Genomic DNA, 17,799 nt, shown 5'->3' with positions numbered 1-17,799 from the left:
AATCAAAATGTTGAGATTTCTGGGTGTTTAGTCCCGAGGAGTGGGTACGGGTTGACTTTGGATCGCCCTAGATCTTCTATCCGGATGCGGCCGACATATTCGTAGGGTGTGAGGCCGCGCAGGGTTTTGAGCCTGCGGCCATGATTGTATGCGTCGATGACGGTGGCGCGCTGCATTGCCGAGGGGCTGGTCGGTGGCCCCGGCTTCGCGGCCGGCGGCTTCGTCTATGACCATGACTCAGAGCCGACCGACGCCCAAATCCCCATAGACCATCGCCCCAGGGCCCGCGGGCTCGATCACCGCCGACTTTCCGACGCCTGTCGGCGCCCGAGACTCTAATCGAAAGCCGACCTGCCGCTATCACCCGTTGCTACGCAAGACCTGCCATTCTGCAACCGGCCCATAGAATGACCTCCGATTCTGAAGTCCATTCCCATGAAAAACCGCAATGAGCTCCGAGGGCATTCCAATGGATGCCACTAGAGCGACGAAAAAGTGTGGGACAAAATGTGGGAGCCGCTTTCACCAGATCGTCCAGAATGGCGGTATTCCGCCATTTCTCGCTTGACGATGGTGACCCCTACGGGAAGCGGAAAGCGGTATATAAGTGTTTGTTATCTAATAATAAATGTTCTTCCAGTGAGTATGATGCCATCAAACATACCATCAATTTTGAGGGATATTGTGCGATAGAATGGGACGGCTCACCTGCCGTCGCTGGTAGGAACGGGAGGGCATGACGCGCGGGCAACATTGTCCAACGGCAAGACTTGGGCCGGTTGCGGAGCGGCGGGTCCTAGCTAGGAATGCGGGAAAGCCGCCAGTCGGCTTCGGGCGGCCGCCGAAGGGCATGCCGTGACCGTTACTGGGTGGAGAGCGGACGGTCTGGTCATTGGCCGTAGATGCTTGGATAGCAGTCCGGCGCCGCGACGTGCTCGCGCGGCTCACTCGGGCAGTTAGCCGCTCGGCAAAATTAACCGGTCCCTGCAACAACACATTATGAGAACGGCTCTAGACGTGCGTCAAATAGAGGGGTGACCATGAAGACCGCGGCTTCTGTTGCAGCGATAGTGACCGTATGCGCAGGTGGGCTTGCTTTTGCAGCGCTTACCCAGCAGGCAGAGGACCGTGAGGCCCCGCCCATACTGTTGGAGCCGCTCCGCCCGGGCGTAGTGTTGGAACAATATGTTGCCCAACTATTGAGTGGGCTGCGGCAAGCGGATCGCGAGGGTGACGGCCTTGATCGCGACGACATTAAGCTAACTCGCGCGCTAGCGCAGGCCCATTCGCGAGCAACTTCTGTTGCAGAAGTTCTCCGGCACGATCTTGATGGCAATCTCGAAGTAACGCGCTCAGAGATCGAGCAGGTGATGACGCGAGAAGATAATGCCTCCCTCACGAACCAGATTGATCGACTTCTAAATCGCTTCGATGCCAACAGCGATGGTAAAGTTACCGTAGCTGAAGCTGCGGCCTTGAATCGGTTTTCCGACGTCCATCATCAGCTAGACGGCATGCTCGAACTCGATCCTGATGGGGACGGAAAGCTCACGCCGCGAGAATTGCGAGAGTTGGCGGAACGCGCCTTCGCAAAAGTCGATACCGATGGGGATCAGAAAATCTCGTCGGATGAGTATTCCGTGATAGCCCCTCGCGTGCGAGAGGCACAGCTTGCTCGCTCCGCACCCTCGTGCGCATTACCCGCGTTGCCGGGCGACGCAAAGTTGATCGCAGTCGGTGCTTATGAGGGCGATGCCATTTCATCCGCTGTGATTGGCGGGCAGGATGAAGAAACAAATATCATCGACGTAGCGATCGAACCGGGATCTCAGCCGCTCTACTTGGTCCTTACGTCATATGAATCGATGGTCTGGCGCTTCGCGGGTGCCACTAGCCGCGTGGCTCGCGTGGTCGTCACATCGCTCGGCAGCAAAGCTGGTATCTCAGCATCTGGCGTTGTGGGCATTCCTGCTCGCCAGGTGACGATCGGTGATCCCGACTGCCCCCGGTATTTCTACAAGCCGGATTCGCAATCCACAGTCGTAGCAGCAACGCTTCGCCGAGCCCTTGGACGCTCGCCGGACCGGATTTTTGGCAGCTACTCTGTCCAGCGCGTGTCACTCCCATCCGGTGAGATCGCGCGAGCAGAGAGCGGCTCGGTGCCGCCGCCTCGTGGCTTCGATGCGCAGATGTGGAGCGAAGCTGCCAGGTACTGGCCGGGAGGACTCGTGGCCATCAATCCCCGCAGCGTGGTGGCGAAAGGATCTGTCGAGCCGTACAAAGTTCTACCCAGCCAGATGGGGCTTTCGCAATTGCTCGGATTGGGCGCGATCGAACGCACATCGACGGGAGCGTTTAAGATTGTACGGCCTATCGCCCATATGCCGCCCAGCATGGGGGGCGGGCATTCGGTGACGTTGATCGTCGCCAAGGGTGTGCCTGTTCCTCCCGGTGATCCGGGCCACAGTTGTATTGTCCTAGAGAGTTCTGGACAATCGCGCGGTGCCGCGTGCCGTCGGTTGGAGTAGCCAATCTAAGGGACTCAAATCCCCCTACCACGGCTCAATGTCTGCTTGTAGTGCCGGGACTTGATAGTCGGACGTCCGCAATGGGGTCGGCACAAGAAAGTCCGCTTCCGGCGCAATCCGGGCCATAGCCGCCTGACCGGTCTTGGGATCGCGACGGTCCACCGGAAAGGACTCAGATTGGGTGGATTTCGGTCGGGTAGCTTTGAGGGTGACGAGATTGGAAAGCTGCCGTTAGCACCTGTGCGCTACATCCTCAGTGAGGCTGCGCCAGGAACGGCCAGAATAAAATCATCTCTCCTTGAAACGCCCAAGAAACCGCTTGAATAGAACTGCTCAGGTCGATCGACGAAGTCACGCAGGAAGCGGGGAGGGGTCGGCGAGAATGAACAGCATACGTTTTGTCCTGAACGGATTGAGTTGATGAAGAACTGGTCCATTTTTCTGCTTGCGGTGTTGGCCATGCCGCTTAGCTCCTGCACCCAGTCCGCCGATCTTCGCTTTCGGATCTCGGTAACAATCGACGACAAGGGAGAATCGAGAACATTCAGTCGCGTTTGGCGTTTCCAATTAAATGAAGCGCCCGTTCCGTTGGCCGCACCCTACAGCGGCCAGTTCACGGGCGAGGCCGTTGCGATGGAGCTTGCTGGACGCCCGACCTTATACGCTTTGACGGTAAGTAGCGCCCGCGGCGGCAGCCTCGCTACCTTGCCGGAAATTCTTTTCAATCCCCTGGTATCCGGATCGGTACGACGCAACGATCGGATCGCAATGGTACGGGCCATCTCCAATATGCGCGGAGAGTCCCGTGATCTGCGATGCGAGCCCCCGGAGGCGACAATTTGCCCGAGGTTCGTGTATTTGGAAGACAAGAACGACCCGAGCACGATCCATGTCGTGAACCCCGACGATCTGCCCGATATATACAAGGGCGCGAAAATAAAGCGCATCTCGGTCACTATCGTGAATGAGAAGCCCGAAGATTCTGGAGTTTTGGTTCCCGCATTTCAATACAGTGCAAGATTGTCTAGATGGTATCGAAGTTTAGAAAGTAACGATCTTCGTAACTTGCGCCCTGAGGCATTTAGGGAGGGCATGTAATGATCGTAACGGGCGCTGTCGATGTGCTGCGGGATGTCATCGATCATATGCAAATCTGAATATTAATTACGACGACGGAAGGCGCCAATAGGGTCATTTGCAACCCGATGATTTCGAGGCGCCATCATCTGCGCCGGGAGGGCCCTGATTTGGGTGGAAGGCGGTCATCGCCGTTTCAAAAGCTTTATCACTCGTAAGTGCCAGCCTTTGAGGATCACCGGCGGGTGTGACACGACGATAACCGGCCGCTTCTCTTCATCGGCCATCGATACGCGAAGCACCTGCGCCCGTAGGCAGATGTCGCCATGTTCTTTCAATGGACGGTCTAACTGCACGCCGCCCCGGCTTCGCCCGCTTACCCATGGTTGCAGAAACAATGTGTCACCGCCCCCAGCGTCTCCGCACGTGTCAATGATCTTACCCTCGTAAGCATCAGGGTCGGCATGAACGTTGGCGAGCGGGACTGTCTCGCTTGCGAGCAGTGCCGTGACTGCCGCGGCTATGGGGCCGAAGAGCATAGGGCGACTATGCCGCCAAAGGGGGATGACTGCAAAGGGGTCGGTTGCTGAATGGCATAAAATTGCGACGCTTGCGGAAAAGCGGCCCTTCAGTTGCCGACCCCATTGCGGACGACTATCGTGAGCTTATTCTGGCGATATGGCCGCGAACGCAGACGCGATAATCGATCAGATTGATGCGGGCGGTCTCAGTCCGCTCGCACATGCCGTTGTCCGCGCGCTGCATCGACACATCGAGTTCACACACGAACTTCAAAACGAGGTGCTGGTTGCCTCGTATCATGGCGTTCGACCAGAAGAGATGTCCCGGCTTAACACCGCAATATGGAATGAGATTGACGCGCGGAACGCCGACAAGGTGGACGGCCTCCGCCTATCGCTTGGGTTGACGATGCCTGACGGGGCAGTGGACGGCTACCACGCGGGATTTTTGATCCATTGGGCACGAACCGAAGGCGCGTCCGAACAGCAAATCATTGACTCATTTCTTTCGGGGTCAAACGGCAGCTAACCACCCAGTTGTTGACATTCTGCGCCGGCGAAGCCGGCCTGAAAGCCGACGTGCGGCTTTGACCCGTTTCTCGCCAAGACCGGACATTCTGCAACCGGCCCAAAACCCGTCGCCCTCAGATCGCATGAGGGAATGGCGGAAACTGGGCCGTTTGCTGCCCGTCGGCTTTCGGGAAGCGAAACTAGCTTAGCGGACGTTCAGCAGGCCAAAACCACTAGTCCTTCCGGTCGACGCCTCGAAGGATAAACGCGCAGCTCTCGACGAGGCGCCTGCGGAACGCGGTCTCGGCCATCTCCTCGATGGCGTGGCGGCGGTCGCGCTTCGGCAGTTCGTCGAACGGGTCCATATTCTTTCCCTTCCCGAGGATGGCCGCGATCCGGGCCCGCGTCCGCGTGTTGCCGGGCGCGCGGGTCAGACCGCTCGCAGGCCGGCGGCGACGCGGCCGCCGTCGGGGGTATGGCCGGTCAGGCCGAACAGGATGGAATCAAGTTCGCTCGACGGGACGTTGAGCTCCTCGGCGATGTGGTCCCGCGTCGTCCGGTCGCGCCAGAGCGAGGCGAAGATCTGGGGCCAGAGCGCCGACGTCTCGGGTGGCAGGCCTTCAGGCTCCTGTCTCCGGAAGCCGCGGCTGGATATCTCGATGTTCAGGCTGCGGTTTTGCCAGTCGCTGACAACCTTGAGCTTGTGGAGCCGGTAGTTGAGCGCCGCGACGGAGACGCCCCAGCGCTTCTTCGCCCGGATGAGGCTTTCGAGGTCGCTGACGTAGCGGATCCGGCTCAGGACGTCGTCCATAGGCATGAGGAAAGCGGATGCGAAGCGGTCGGCCTCGCTCTCAGCTTGCCTGCTGTCCTGCGGGGCGCCGTGCTTGTGGAGCACCAGGTGCCCCAGTTCGTGCGCGGCGTCGAAGCGGCTGCGTTCGGTAGACTTGAACGTGTTCAGGAAGACGAACGGCTGTCCGCTCCGCCAGCAGGAGAAGGCGTCGACGTTCTTGGTGTCCTCACACAGCGAGAACACCCGCACTCCCTTGGACTCTAGCAGCTTGATCATGCTGGAGACGGGCTGCTCGCCAAGTCCCCAGTGCGCACGCACGAGCTGCGCCGCCGCCTCGGGCGACGCGTCTTCGCGCTGCTCGGGAACGTCCGCGACCGGCAGGTTGAAGCGTTCGGCGACCCAGTCGTTGAAAAGGTAGGCGATAGCGCCGGCCGAGAGTGCTGCGTCGCGTTCTCTCGCAGTCATCGACGAGAGGCTGCGGAAGCTCGCCGCTTCGGCCGGCAGCTCGTCGACGTCCTCGGCGAAGAAGAACGCCTTGGGGAAGTCGAGCGCCCCAGCCAACGCCGCAACGGTATCGTCTTCCGGCTCGTTGGCGCCGTTCTCAAGGCGCGAGATCGTAATGGGCGAGACGCCAATGACGCCCGCCAAGGCGCGCGCGGTCATCTTGCGCCGCTTCCGGCCCAGGATCAGTCGCTGTGGGTTGAACACGTGGTCTTAACCCTTGCGCGTGACCGGCACCTCGTATTCGGCCGGCGGCTCGTTGTCGTCGATCAAAGGCGCGGCTCCGCCCCAGCCGCCCTTCTCGATCAGCAGGATGCGCTCGTGGAAGCCGTCGAACTGCTCCTCGTTGATCGCGATGGGGCAAGACAGCTCCGCGCGGACGTCGTCGCCGTGAGCGTATACAAACAGCACCCAAGTGGTAGCGGTGATTTCCGCGACCTCCTGCGCCTTGACCTCGGGCCAGAGCTCGTATTGCCCTAGCTCGACGGCCCGCGCAGACCCGGCGCCCTTGCGGGATGTTGCCAGCGGATCGGCGAGGCGGTCGCCTGCTCGCTCCGCGTTCTGGAACACGACCTTGATGCCAGCCTCGGGATTGAAGATCGACTCGATGTTATCCCGGCGGCAGGCTTCCCAGCCGTGCGGTAGGAAGACGCGGCGCAGCTGGGCCGTTCCCTGAATCCATGACAAGAGCCCGCCCGCGCTGAGCGGATGGAAGGCCGTCGCATTCCTACGACCGCCCACGGCCGCCTCGACCACCTCAAGGAGCAGGTCCCTGCGCAGGCCAAGTTGCGCCAGCCGCGGCACAATCTGATGATCTTCGGCCAGAACAGGCATGAGCAGCTCCCGTGTTAACTTTCTGCACCTCATTTGAGGCGAAAAAAATTAACATGTCAAGCGGCGCGCAAAATCTCGCTGCGTCGCGCAATCGTTGGGTTCAGAGAGGTCCGTCACTGAGCTGATCCAAGGTCCGCTTTTCGCCTCTCGCGACCTGAAAGCTGCCTTTAGGTCATCTGCCAAGCCGCTCCGCGTCAGCAGCTGTGATCACATCACCACCCGCCGATTTATACCGCAAAGAGCTCTGGAGGATGTCCACAAGGCTCCTCCCTTCGTGGCGGAGGCCGGGGCCAACAGTTCCGGCGAGAAGCAAACCGTTTGGCGTTCTGCCGTAGCCTGCCAAAGGGACGGCTTGGGGCCGGCCTGGCGTTTTGTTCAGCTCACGATACTTTTTGCCGCCTTGAAGCCCAGGACGAAGAAGATGATCGTGCCAATGAGCGCCAGTACGAATATGACTAGTGCGATATTGGCCAGCGTTCCGGCAAATCCACCAAATCCAAGAATTGCTGCGATTAAAGCGACGATCGCAAGCGTAAATGCCCATCCATACATATCATGTTCCTTCGTTATTAAATCTATATTCTCGACTGCGGGGAGCGGTCGAAGGCGCACTGATTTTGCGCAGTCAGATGCTTTTTTGAACTCCACGACACGCGGATAGTTCCGTTACTGGCTCAGAGCCGATTTGACGCTGTACTGTCACGTTCTACGACATTACGGGTCGCAACAGGATAATCGTGGTCATCGCCATCACTGTCGCCTTCCCGCCGCTTTGCGCCCCGATCCGCGCCAACGCCTGGTGGTTGCAAACCGCCCGCTGGCTGTTGCCCGTACTACTTGCTGTTTTCTGTAGTCCAGCATTGGCGCAGGGCGATGTCGCGACGGTGCGGATTGACGGGCGTGGCGTGTTCCAGGTCGGACCGGGCGCGGAAGATGGCGATCCTGCCGCGCGCGCCCGTCGCGTCGAGGAGCGACTTTCGCCGCTGCTCGGCAATCCCGACGCACTCGCGCCAGCCGCCCCGCGCCGAACCACGGCGGGATGGAGCGTGACCGTATCGGGGATACCCGTCGTCAGCGTCACGCCCCGCGACGCGGAAGATGCGTTCACCACCGAGGCTGACCTCGCCCGGCAATGGGCGGCCGCGCTCGACACGGCATTGCAAAGCGCGCGCGAGCGCAGACTGGGCTGGGGCGGCCGCTTCGTCACGGAAACGCGGGGCTCGGGCGAAGCGGCGATCGGCCGGCTTGCCGAATCGGTCAGCCGGATCATTCCACGGGTGCTTGCCGCCGCTATCGTCATCGCCCTGTTCTGGCTGCTGGCGCGTGGCGTGCGCGGGCTGCTTCGGCTCATATTCCGGCGCACGGTCGAGGATGTCACGGTCGAAAGCCTGGTCAAGCAGCTTACCTATTACGCGATCATCACGCTCGGCTTCTTCGTCGCGGTCGATGCGCTCGGGTTCGATCCGACCACCGTCGCGGCCGGCCTGGGCCTTTCGGGCATCGTGCTCGGCTTTGCGCTGAAGGACATCTTGTCGAACTTCGTCTCGGGATTGCTCCTGCTGACGCTTCGCCCCTTTCGCATCGGCGATCAAATTGTGGTGGGCGACCTGGAGGGGAGCGTCGAGAAGATCGAGCTGCGCGCGACCCGGCTGCGCGCCTATGACGGGCGTGTGATGCTGGTCCCCAATGCCGAAGTGTTCACCTCGCGCATCGTCAACAACACCGCCGACCCGCTGCGCCGGGGGGCGGTCGCCTTATGGCTGGGCTATGATGTCGATGTGGACCGCGCGCTGGACGTGATCCGCAATGCCGCATTGCGCGCGACGGGCGTGCTCGAGTCACCACCGCCTGCGGTTCGCATCGACGATCTGGGGCAGGACGACATTCGCGTGGAGGTTACGTTCTGGGCAGACAGCCAGCGATCCGACTATAAGAATACCGCGGCCGCAGTTCGCGCCGCCATATTAGATAATCTAGTTGCTTCTGGAATTTCTTTGCCTGATCCATCCACTAGAACAGTAACGGTAAAAGATACGTCACCAGATAAATGAGAGTTTGAAACTGATCCCTTCCTTTCTAATTGCGGAGAGGTCTCTAAGGAACCTTTCTGTAGCCTGAACGCTTGGTTAGATATCCCATCAACAGGAGGCTATCAATGCGTCTATTAATGATCCCGCTTGTCGCGGGCGGCCTTACCATGGCTGCGTGCTCGGATGATTCGCGAACCGACAATGTCGCGGTCGCCGACAACGGCGTCGCAATCGTAGCTGACGCGGACGGCACGATGGACGGCAACATGGCGATGGGAAATGCCGCAACCGCAGTCGCCTCAGCCGAATCGAACCGGGTTTTCTTTGCGCTCGACAGTGCCGAATTGTCCGATGCCGCCCGACAACAGCTCGACCGGATCGCATCCGAATATCGCGAGACGCCGGGCGTCGGCGTGACGCTTGCCGGGTTCACCGATACGACGGGCACCCGCCCATATAATCAGGAGCTGTCGGAGCAGCGCGCGAACACCGTGCGGAGCTACCTGGTTGAGCGCGGAGTCGCGGCGGGCGAAATCGACACAGAAGCGCGCGGGCAAAACGGGCAGCGGGTCGACACCGCTGACAATGTGGCGGAACCCGCAAACCGCCGCGTTCGCATCGAATTCGGCGATCAGTCCTGATCGAGGTGCCGGCACGAGGCGAGGCCGGGTGGCCCGCCGCGCGGCCGGGACATTTATCTGGCCGGCAAGGGAACGCAGGCTGACCGCATTCATTGGTTATATATCTGAACAATAACAGGAGATTGCATGATGGCAAATCATGACACGGATACGCTTGCCCGCGATGAGACCACCAACATGATTTCGTCGGAGAAAGTCGACGGGACCGCGGTCTATGATCGCAACGGCGACAAGATCGGTTCGGTTCATCACCTCATGATCGGCAAGCAGGACGGCAAGGTTCGCTATGGTGTGATCAGCTTTGGCGGGTTCCTGGGAATGGGTGAGAATTACCATCCGCTGCCATGGGACATGCTGACCTATGGCATCGATCATGACGGCTATATGGTCGATTTCGACAAGGACGCGCTCAAGGATGCGCCGTCGCATCCGATCGGTCAGGAGCCTATTTATGATCGCGCCTATGACGAGCGGGTCACGACCTATTACGGCCAGCGGCGCTAAGGTCGCCGCGCACGGGCGTTCAGCCCATGATCGATCAGGGGCGCCGCGTGCAAACGCGGCGCCCCTTTTCTTGTGCGGTTGAGGTGAAGGGCTATGGTGCCTAGGGGGTCTCGGACGGCGATCCGCAATAGGGTGGGTAAATGCGTTGACGATCCTGACCATCCTCGTTCGCATTCTCGCCGGACTGCTCATCCTCGCGACCGGCCTCAGCATTATCGAGTCGAACGAGTGGTGGATTCGAATCTGGGATTTTCCGAGGGCCCAGATACTGGCGGGACTGATTCTTGCCTGCGCACTTTCTCTGTGGAGCGACCGGTCGGCCGGAAAGTGGATAGCAATCGGATGCGTTATCGCTGCAAACTGGCAGCTGTATCGCATCTATCCCTATACACCGCTCGCCGATCGCGAGATTGCTTTCGCCGGTACGCGCACGACCCCTCACGACCGCTGTTTCAGCGTGCTTGCGTTGAACGTGCTCGACACCAACCGCGACTACGCCCGGACGATCCGTTTGATCAATCGCCGTCGCCCCGACATTCTGCTTCTTACCGAGACCGACCCGCAATGGGCCGAGGCATTGGCTGACGCCCTGTCGGGCTTTCCTCATATTCTCTCGAAACCGCTGAACAACGGCTACGGGATGATCTTCGCGACACGCCTGCCCATGCGAGACGGACGATTCGAGACAATCGCGGAAGCAGATACTCCTTCGATCAGCGCGACACTCACCGCACGGGATGCGTTTCGTGTAATCGGCCTTCATCCACGGCCGCCCCTGCCGGGGCAGGACACCGATGCACGTGACGCTGAGATCGCCATTGCCGCGAGACGGGCGGCGCGAGAACAATTACCGGTGCTGGCAATTGGAGACTTCAACGACGTCGCCTGGTCTCACACGGCGCAACTGTTCAAGCGCACCGGGGGCTATCTGGACCCGCGAATCGGTCGTGGCACCTATGCCACGTTCCCGGCGCAATTCCCCATCTTGGGATGGCCACTCGATCATCTGTATGTGACCCCTGAATTTCAGGTGCGTTCCATGGATGTGTTGGACAATGTGGGCTCGGACCATCTTCCGATCCATGCCGAACTCTGTCTTACGGGCCAGAAATCAAGCAATGCTCGACGCGATCCGGTGTCCGACGAGGATCGCCGCGACGTCAAGGAAGTGTTGGAGGGGCATCGGGATTCGAAAGAGTGAACGGTAAACGCTGCAGTACGGCGTCCTATTCTTGCTGAATCGCCACAAACACCTACCTTGTGGCGCTCGCCGCTTTGGATTGCCTAACCGCCTCTGCGAATTGTGCAGCGGTCAAGTTGGCCGCCAGACCCGCTTTCGATACGAACAGCACGTCGCGGCGCATTTTAATTGGTCCCTCGGCCGTGCTTAGTGTCGCGGAATTCTCACCGACCTCTGCGACTGTTCCCAACACAGTGCTCCCGCCAGCACTGCGGACATCCGCGCCAACTTTGAGCGCGAAGTTGAGCGCGGCCGCATTCTCTTTTGCGGCCTGCTGGACGGATTGAATCAGGCTCGCCTTCGCTACATTGAGCGCAGGGCCCTGGTCAGTTTGAACGAATGCCCCTGCGGGGACGACAATACCAGTATTGCCGACCTTGACTGCGACCTTGTCGCCATCAACATGTGCAACGGTGCCTAGTTGCTCGCCGGCATTATCGTAGACCTTCTTTCCCGGCACCAACGATGACAAGGGAGCGGGGGCTACGGATTCTTGGGCGAGCGTGGACGGCGCAAAGACCGGTCCGGCAGCGGCTGCACACAGGGCAGCAATAAAGCCCAACGGCTTTTTCATAAGGTTTCTCCTGTTTCGGGATGTATCTGTCGTATCCGGACACAGGCAGATTGTTTCAAAGCCATTGTTGCCGAGTGGTTCGCCAAGCGGGATCAGTCGTGCGCGGCGCGCCAATACAATGTCGGCAATTCATATTTTTGTACGGAAGCCGACAGTCAGCTCGCGACCCAGTTTCGGTCATTGGCACCAGCGATGACTAAGCGGCGGGCTTTGGGCCGGAACCGGACTAGCAGCTTTTAGCAGCGGGCAGACCGCATCGACCTGAATCTCTGGCCTGCTAGATCTTCAGCGCAGGATCTATCCAAGCGGCAATGGATGCTACCGTCGCGTAATACTCTGGGTGATTAGTCCTCCAATCGGGATGCCTCAGCAAGGGCTCGGTCGTTTCCGGGAGCGCCTTGTTAGGCGCCACAATACCCAGACATGCCTCAAGTTTTCCAGGCCATTGAACTTGAATGTCGGCCTCCTGCCGCAACTTCTCGATTCTTCTCCTCTCGGCTTCCGTTGTCGGATTCACCCCGCCGGTGGTTTGCCGATCCTCGTCCGTGAGCGCACACCAGCGGATACCCAGCTCCTTGGCGATGGCTGCGAAAGCCCGAATGACAGACACTGCGTTGCATTGGGTAATGCTGATAGAGAGTCCGTCGATGTCGACATCAGTCGCATCGAAGGTATATCGACAAGCGAACCCGTCATCGCGGCCCTCGACGAACACGGTGCCAGAGCTAAAGAGGAAATCATGAGCCCCGCGTTCGTCGAGCTTTGACTGAAGCTTCGCCGAGGCGGCGATGGCATCAGTGTGCACGCAATTCGAAATTAGGGAACCGCCGACGCGAACTAGACGCGTGATCACTTGATCCGCGTCGAACGACACCATCTCGGGGGCATGCGTTGAGTACATCACGGTCCATCCGTTCTTGGATAGATCGCCGAGGACCTTCCGGAGCTTTCTCCGAAGGTGCGGATGTAAATGCGTCTCAGGCTCCTCGAGCAGGACGACGACTCGCTCCCTCATCTGCGACGGGTATTGGGATAACGCCTCCAGGGCCGCCAGCCGAACTATGCTCTGCCAGCCATCGCCCATACTGCTGAGCGGCGTCACAACGCCTGCGGGATCCGTCGCGAGAGACACCGCGAGCTGCTGAGCAATCCACTCCTCGAACACCTGCACATCGGGACGGAGATCTACTTTAGCCTTTGAGCCGACGTACCGGGCAATGGCCTCCTCCAGCTTCGGCTTCATGTCGTCGCGCCAAAAGGGGAACTTCTCGACTGCCTCTCGAAAAAATGCATGGGCCTTGTGGAGCGTGTCCGGCATTTGCGTCTTCTTGCCGTCGTCCCGATCGATGCTCCACTTGTCCGCAAGGAAACGCTGGGCCAGCAGTCTGCTTAAACGAGCAATCGGACCTCGCTTCCATATGTACAGCGACGCCTCGATTTCCTGCGGCCTGAAAAGCCAAACCTCAGGGATGTGCTCGGATATCTCATCGAGACGCGCGTAGTACTGAGTCCAATTTACCCCGTGTTCCTTCCACTTCACCTTGTCCTCGGCCGACAATGCGGTCCGAGGGGCGATCAGGATCGGCTGCAGCTTTTCGTCCAACAGCGTACGCTGGTGCTTCGCCTTGCCGTCCTTCAAGGTACCTCGAACCTGAACGCCGTGAACCGAGATCGGCTTGCCAACGCCGCGCACCGCTGGATAGCCGGCCTCGTCTTTCGCCTCGAACAGCACCTGAATGATAAACTCACCACTGCGTCTTCCCTGCTGATCGCAATAGAAGTCGTCCTCGTCAGGAGACCATTGTCCGCCGAAGGCAGCGGACGCCAGCGCGAGCGCGATAGCGTCAAGCGCCGCTGTCTTTCCTGCGTTGTTGGTGCCGATAAGAACGCTCGGAAAACCAGGTCGAAGATCCAGCTCCAGATTGTCGATCCCGCGCCAATACTTTATGATCACTTTGGACAGCAGATAATCAATCGGCATGGACGCCCCTTCCAGCTCGCAATATTTCATTACAATAGGCTAAATTTGGCGGTTGCAAATGACCGCTTTAGGGGGGCAGGCGAGGTCGTTCGCGTGACCGGATTTAGGGCGCTTAGCTGTCATCATTGGCAACGTCGTCGACGCAATAGAACCTCGGATTACGCAGCCAGGCGTTGACGGCGGATTCGCGCCAGCCAACGCAGCGCGTGCTGATCTGGACGTTTCCCGGAAACGTGCCGCTCTCCATCTTCCGGTACATGGTCGAGCGGCTGAGCCCGGTACGAGCGAGGACCGCGTTGATACGGAGAATGCGGTCGGGGACTTCGGTTTGCATCGGAATATCCTTGCTTTGTTTGCATCTGACTGGTGCCCCACGACGCAATTTGGGCGGAAATCCTGGCTTCTGAACAGAGCCTCTCTGGTGTCAGGAGGGTTCTGTGCGGTGCCAGCGTGCACATACGTAGCTCTGGCGTAGGTGGGTTGTTCGAGGGGCGAAGTGTCAGGGCGTCTCACGCTTGGCGTGACCGCGCTCTACGCCGCTTGCGCGTCGCCGAGTCGCTTGCTGCGTCTCGGCCCGTGCGGGTGACGATCGCGTGATGCGGGCCGGGCAATGCCCGGCAACGGAACGCGAATTTTGATGAGCGTGCGCTGGCGGACTTCTGCGAAGCCGCCAGGGTCCGCAGCGCCTCTCGTTTTCCGCGTGGCACACTCGATCCGGCCGGAGGGCGCGGCGACGGCTGGCGCACAGTTGCGCGCGCACGCCGCCACGACGGCCGTCCAGCTTCGAGAGTGCGTGTTTCTGGGCTCCTGGCGGAGCGGCAAGCGCGCTGCGCTTGAAGATGCTGCGGTCAGCGCTTCGCGCTGGCGTTGTGGATCTCGGCCGCGGCCAAGGGGGGTGGACGTCGCTGCCTTCTAATCCCGCCGCGGCGGGCCGCAACCCGGCGTTGCCGGGTCCTCCTCTTCGTTTCGGCCTTCGGTGCAGCCCGCCTCTGATCGGCGGGACTGCCAGTCCGCTCCTTGCCGCCCACCCCCCTTCGCCGGGGCCGGTGCGGTTCAGGAAGAAGGAGTGGACCCATGGAACTCAAGCATATCGAACTCGCCAACCTGTCTATCTCGACCGCCAATATGCGGGGCGTGAAGAAGGCACCCGATCTTACCAATATCCTGCCGTCTGTGCGGGCGCGCGGGGTGTTGGTACCGCTGATCGTCCGTCAGAACGGATCGCCCGACACCTATGAGATCGTCGCGGGCAAGCGGCGCTATCATGCGGCGCTCGCGGTTGCCGAGGAGGCCGGGGGATGTGACGCACTTCCCTGCGCGATCATGGAGGCCGGGGACGACGCAGCAGCGCTCGAAGCCTCGCTGATCGAGAACATCGCGCGGCTCGACCCGGACGAGGTCACGCGGTGGGAGGCGTTCACCCGGTTGATCCGCGAGGGTCGAAGCCCCGAGGATATTGCGCTCACCTTTGGCCTCACCGAGGTGCAGGTGAAGCGCACGCTGGCGCTCGGCAATTTGCTGCCGCGCATCCGCAACCTCTATCGCCACGAGCAGATCGACGCGGTGACCGTGCGACACCTGACCCTCGCGAGCAAGGCGCAGCAGCGCGACTGGCTAGCGCTGGTCGACGATCCCGAGCAGCGCGCTCCGGTCGGGCAACAGCTCAAGGCGTGGCTGTTCGGTGGCACGTCGATTCTGTGCGAAGCGGCACTGTTCGACCTTGCAGACTACAAGGGTGAGATCGTGTCTGACCTGTTCGGCGACGAGCGCTATTTCGCCAGCGTGGAGACGTTCTGGACTGCGCAGGAAGCGGCGATTGCGGACCGGGTCGCGGCCTATCGCGAGGCCGGGTGGAGCGATGTCGTGGTGCTGGAGCGCGGCGACTATTTCCACAGTTGGGAGCATGAGCGGCGCTCGAAGCGTCAGGGCGGCAAGGTGTTTATCAGTATCGGCCATCGCGGCGATGTCACCTTCCACGAAGGCTATATCACCACCAAGGAGGCGCGGGAGCTGGAGCGGGGCGAGGCGGTCGAGAAGCCGGTTCGACCCGAGGTGAGCGCACCGCTTCAGAACTATATCGACCTTCACCGGCATGCTGCGGTGCGCGCCGACCTTGCCAGCCGTCCTTCGCTGACACTCCGCTTGATGGTGGCGCACGTGATCGCCGGTTCTTCCTTGTGGAACGTTCGGATCGAGGCGCAGCGAGCCGCCAGCGATGCGATTGCCGAGAGCGTTGAGAGCAGCGCACCCGAAGCCGCGTTCGACGAGAAGCGGCGCGCGGTGCTGGCGCTACTCGGGTTCGACACCGAGATGCCGACCGTGACCGGCGGCTATGACGGCGCGCATGGCGTGGCGGGTCTGTTCGTCAAGCTGATCGCGCTTCCCGATCCGGCGGTAATGGACGTTGCGGCTATCGTCATGGGCGAGACGCTTGAGGCGGGCAGCGCGTTGATCGAACTGCTGGGTTCGATGCTCGGCACCGACATGGCCAAGGTCTGGCAGAGCGACGACGCATTGCTCGACCTGATCCGCGACCGCGAGGTGTTGCAGCATGTGCTGGCAGACGTAGCGGGCGAGGGCGTGTCGCAAGCGAACGAGGTCGCGACCGGCAAGGTCAAGCGCACGATCATTCGCGACTGCCTCAACGGCGAGAATGGCCGGGCGAAGGTGACAAGCTGGGTGCCCAAGTGGATGGCGTTTCCGCCAGCCGCCTACACCGAGCGCGGCGGGGTCGCGACCGTCAGCCGGGCGGCCAAGGTCGCCGATTGCAGAATCGGCTGACCCCGAGCCGCTGCGTCGCGCAGCCTGACTGTCTGGCGGTGACCGCGCCGCCAGACTCCCCTCACTTTGCTGGAGGACATCATGACCGATGATCCCGATCCAGATACCACCAAGCGGATCGAACGAGCCGTTCGCAAGCTGCCCCGGCTGCAGCGCGAAATCTTCCTCGCCGTCCGGCTCGACGAGATGAGTTATGTCGAGATCGCCGAGCGCACCGGCCTTTCTGCTGGGCAGGTCGAGCGAGAGATTGCGAAAGCGCTCGTCAGCATCGCTCGCCGCATGAACCGGCAGCACAGACGCTGGTGGCGTTTCCGGTAATTCCGTCGAGCGTCCGTGTTTGCGCACGGGCGCTCGCTCGTTAGGAAGGGCATCATGAGGACCGACCTCGATCATCTCCCGGACCGCAAGCGCCGCGATCTCGAGCGCATCGTGCAGATTCTGTTTGCCGAGTTCGAGGACGCGACCGCGCTCGCCACCCAGAAGTGGAAGAAGCAGGGGCGCATCCTCAAGGTGATCCTGTACGGGTCCTATGCGCGCGGCGACTGGGTCGAGGACCCGGTTGGCGGCTATTATTCCGACTATGACATTTTGGTCGTGGTCAGCGACGACCGGCTTACCGACCCGGTGGAATATTGGGCCAAGGCAGATGACCATTTCGTCCGCGAGGTGACGATTTCCAAGCGGATCAGCGCGCCGGTCGCGTTCATCGTTCATAGCCTTGCTGACATGAACGACCAGCTGATGCGCGGTCGCCCATTCTTCATCGATGCCATCCAGCAGGGAATCGCCCTCTATGAGGTCGATGGCTACCCATTTGCCGAGCCGCAGCCGCTGACAGAAGAGGCCGCTCTAGCGGAGGCGCAAAAGTACTATCATCGCTGGTACAATGTCGCCCAGCGCTCGCTCTCGACCTACCGTCTTCAACGCGCCGAAGGAGATGACGAGTTTTGGCGCAACAAGGCCGTCTTCGAACTGCATCAGGCGACGGAGCAACTCTACCACTGCGTGCTACTGACACTAACTCTTTACAGCCCGAAGTCGCACAAGCTGAACTTCCTGCGCGCTCAGGGAGAGCCGTTGGTTCACGAGCTGATCGGCATCTGGCCGCGCGACACAAAGTTCGCGCGGCGCTGTTTCGAGCTGCTCCAGCAAGCCTATGTGAACGCGCGCTATTCGCCGCACTACAAGATCACGCCCGAGGAACTGGACTGGCTCGCCGAACGCGTTGAGCTTTTGCAGAAGACCGTTCGCGATGTCTGCGAGCGGCGGCTCGCGCCGCGCGACTGA

17 protein-coding genes are annotated in these 17,799 nt (G+C 60.6%); 10 read left to right on the top strand and 7 right to left on the bottom strand.

Annotated elements, in window-relative coordinates; translation table 11 throughout:
- The first annotated feature begins 1,040 nt into the window (after nucleotides 1-1,040).
- From FPZ54_RS08975 to FPZ54_RS08960, 3 genes are all read left to right on the top strand, one after another.
- Entirely contained in the window at nucleotides 1,041-2,528 is a 1,488-nt protein-coding gene (locus FPZ54_RS08975; protein ID WP_145846530.1) for an EF-hand domain-containing protein, read from the top strand.
- Between the two features lie 420 nt (nucleotides 2,529-2,948).
- Nucleotides 2,949-3,626, top strand: a complete 678-nt coding sequence (locus FPZ54_RS08970; RefSeq protein ID WP_145846528.1) for a hypothetical protein — start codon at nucleotides 2,949-2,951, stop codon at nucleotides 3,624-3,626.
- Between the two features lie 657 nt (nucleotides 3,627-4,283).
- Nucleotides 4,284-4,655 carry a hypothetical protein gene (locus FPZ54_RS08960; protein ID WP_145846526.1) on the top strand — a complete coding sequence of 124 codons (372 nt, stop codon included), beginning with the start codon at nucleotides 4,284-4,286 and terminating at the stop codon, nucleotides 4,653-4,655.
- Between the two features lie 214 nt (nucleotides 4,656-4,869).
- Here FPZ54_RS08960 and FPZ54_RS20335 read toward each other — a convergent pair whose 3' ends face one another.
- The 4 genes from FPZ54_RS20335 to FPZ54_RS08945 all read right to left on the bottom strand — a co-directional run bounded on the left by FPZ54_RS20335 (nucleotide 4,870) and on the right by FPZ54_RS08945 (nucleotide 7,313).
- A complete protein-coding gene (locus FPZ54_RS20335; RefSeq protein ID WP_277872329.1) occupies nucleotides 4,870-5,001 on the bottom strand; it encodes a hypothetical protein in 132 nt (43 codons plus the stop codon).
- 65 nt (nucleotides 5,002-5,066) lie between these two features.
- Entirely contained in the window at nucleotides 5,067-6,134 is a 1,068-nt protein-coding gene (locus FPZ54_RS08955; protein ID WP_145846524.1) for a helix-turn-helix domain-containing protein, read from the bottom strand.
- Nucleotides 6,135-6,140: 6 nt separating this feature from the next.
- The gene (locus tag FPZ54_RS08950) at nucleotides 6,141-6,761 is read right to left on the bottom strand and encodes a hypothetical protein (protein ID WP_145846522.1); all 621 of its coding nucleotides are present in this window, start codon (nucleotides 6,759-6,761) and stop codon (nucleotides 6,141-6,143) included.
- Between the two features lie 375 nt (nucleotides 6,762-7,136).
- Nucleotides 7,137-7,313 carry a DUF1328 domain-containing protein gene (locus FPZ54_RS08945; RefSeq protein ID WP_145846521.1) on the bottom strand — a complete coding sequence of 59 codons (177 nt, stop codon included), beginning with the start codon at nucleotides 7,311-7,313 and terminating at the stop codon, nucleotides 7,137-7,139.
- Between the two features lie 185 nt (nucleotides 7,314-7,498).
- Here FPZ54_RS08945 and FPZ54_RS08940 point away from each other — a divergent pair, with 185 nt between their 5' ends.
- The 4 genes from FPZ54_RS08940 (at nucleotide 7,499) to FPZ54_RS08925 (ending at nucleotide 11,137) form a co-directional block, all read left to right on the top strand.
- Complete coding sequence (locus tag FPZ54_RS08940; protein ID WP_186456975.1) at nucleotides 7,499-8,812, top strand: mechanosensitive ion channel family protein; 1,314 nt, start codon at nucleotides 7,499-7,501, stop codon at nucleotides 8,810-8,812.
- A 104-nt stretch (nucleotides 8,813-8,916) separates the two neighbouring features.
- Nucleotides 8,917-9,432 (top strand): OmpA family protein, encoded by a 516-nt coding sequence (locus tag FPZ54_RS08935; RefSeq protein ID WP_145846518.1) that lies wholly within the window; start codon nucleotides 8,917-8,919, stop codon nucleotides 9,430-9,432.
- Nucleotides 9,433-9,558: 126 nt separating this feature from the next.
- Nucleotides 9,559-9,936: a PRC-barrel domain-containing protein gene (locus FPZ54_RS08930; protein ID WP_239019770.1), complete on the top strand. Its 378-nt coding sequence runs from the start codon at nucleotides 9,559-9,561 to the stop codon at nucleotides 9,934-9,936.
- Between the two features lie 145 nt (nucleotides 9,937-10,081).
- Complete coding sequence (locus FPZ54_RS08925; RefSeq protein WP_186456974.1) at nucleotides 10,082-11,137, top strand: endonuclease/exonuclease/phosphatase family protein; 1,056 nt, start codon at nucleotides 10,082-10,084, stop codon at nucleotides 11,135-11,137.
- Between the two features lie 52 nt (nucleotides 11,138-11,189).
- Here FPZ54_RS08925 and FPZ54_RS08920 read toward each other — a convergent pair whose 3' ends face one another.
- The 3 genes from FPZ54_RS08920 to FPZ54_RS08910 form a co-directional block, all read right to left on the bottom strand.
- Nucleotides 11,190-11,750 carry a hypothetical protein gene (locus FPZ54_RS08920; protein ID WP_145846516.1) on the bottom strand — a complete coding sequence of 187 codons (561 nt, stop codon included), beginning with the start codon at nucleotides 11,748-11,750 and terminating at the stop codon, nucleotides 11,190-11,192.
- A 277-nt stretch (nucleotides 11,751-12,027) separates the two neighbouring features.
- On the bottom strand, nucleotides 12,028-13,731 hold the full coding sequence (locus tag FPZ54_RS08915; RefSeq protein WP_186456973.1) for an ATP-dependent nuclease: 1,704 nt from the start codon (nucleotides 13,729-13,731) through the stop codon (nucleotides 12,028-12,030).
- A 112-nt stretch (nucleotides 13,732-13,843) separates the two neighbouring features.
- Nucleotides 13,844-14,065 carry a helix-turn-helix transcriptional regulator gene (locus FPZ54_RS08910; protein WP_145846513.1) on the bottom strand — a complete coding sequence of 74 codons (222 nt, stop codon included), beginning with the start codon at nucleotides 14,063-14,065 and terminating at the stop codon, nucleotides 13,844-13,846.
- Nucleotides 14,066-14,805: 740 nt separating this feature from the next.
- Here FPZ54_RS08910 and FPZ54_RS08905 point away from each other — a divergent pair.
- The 3 genes from FPZ54_RS08905 (at nucleotide 14,806) to FPZ54_RS08895 (ending at nucleotide 17,799) form a co-directional block, all read left to right on the top strand.
- Nucleotides 14,806-16,512: a ParB/RepB/Spo0J family partition protein gene (locus FPZ54_RS08905; RefSeq protein ID WP_145846511.1), complete on the top strand. Its 1,707-nt coding sequence runs from the start codon at nucleotides 14,806-14,808 to the stop codon at nucleotides 16,510-16,512.
- 81 nt (nucleotides 16,513-16,593) lie between these two features.
- Nucleotides 16,594-16,830: a sigma factor-like helix-turn-helix DNA-binding protein gene (locus FPZ54_RS08900; RefSeq protein WP_145846510.1), complete on the top strand. Its 237-nt coding sequence runs from the start codon at nucleotides 16,594-16,596 to the stop codon at nucleotides 16,828-16,830.
- A gap of 54 nt (nucleotides 16,831-16,884) precedes the next feature.
- The gene (locus FPZ54_RS08895; RefSeq protein WP_145846509.1) at nucleotides 16,885-17,799 is read left to right on the top strand and encodes a HEPN domain-containing protein; all 915 of its coding nucleotides are present in this window, start codon (nucleotides 16,885-16,887) and stop codon (nucleotides 17,797-17,799) included.

The organism is Sphingomonas suaedae (assembly GCF_007833215.1).
Classification (GTDB): Bacteria; Pseudomonadota; Alphaproteobacteria; order Sphingomonadales; family Sphingomonadaceae; genus Sphingomonas; species Sphingomonas suaedae.
Note: the sequence above shows the minus strand (reverse complement) of the source record. Positions and strands in the feature narration are given on the sequence as shown.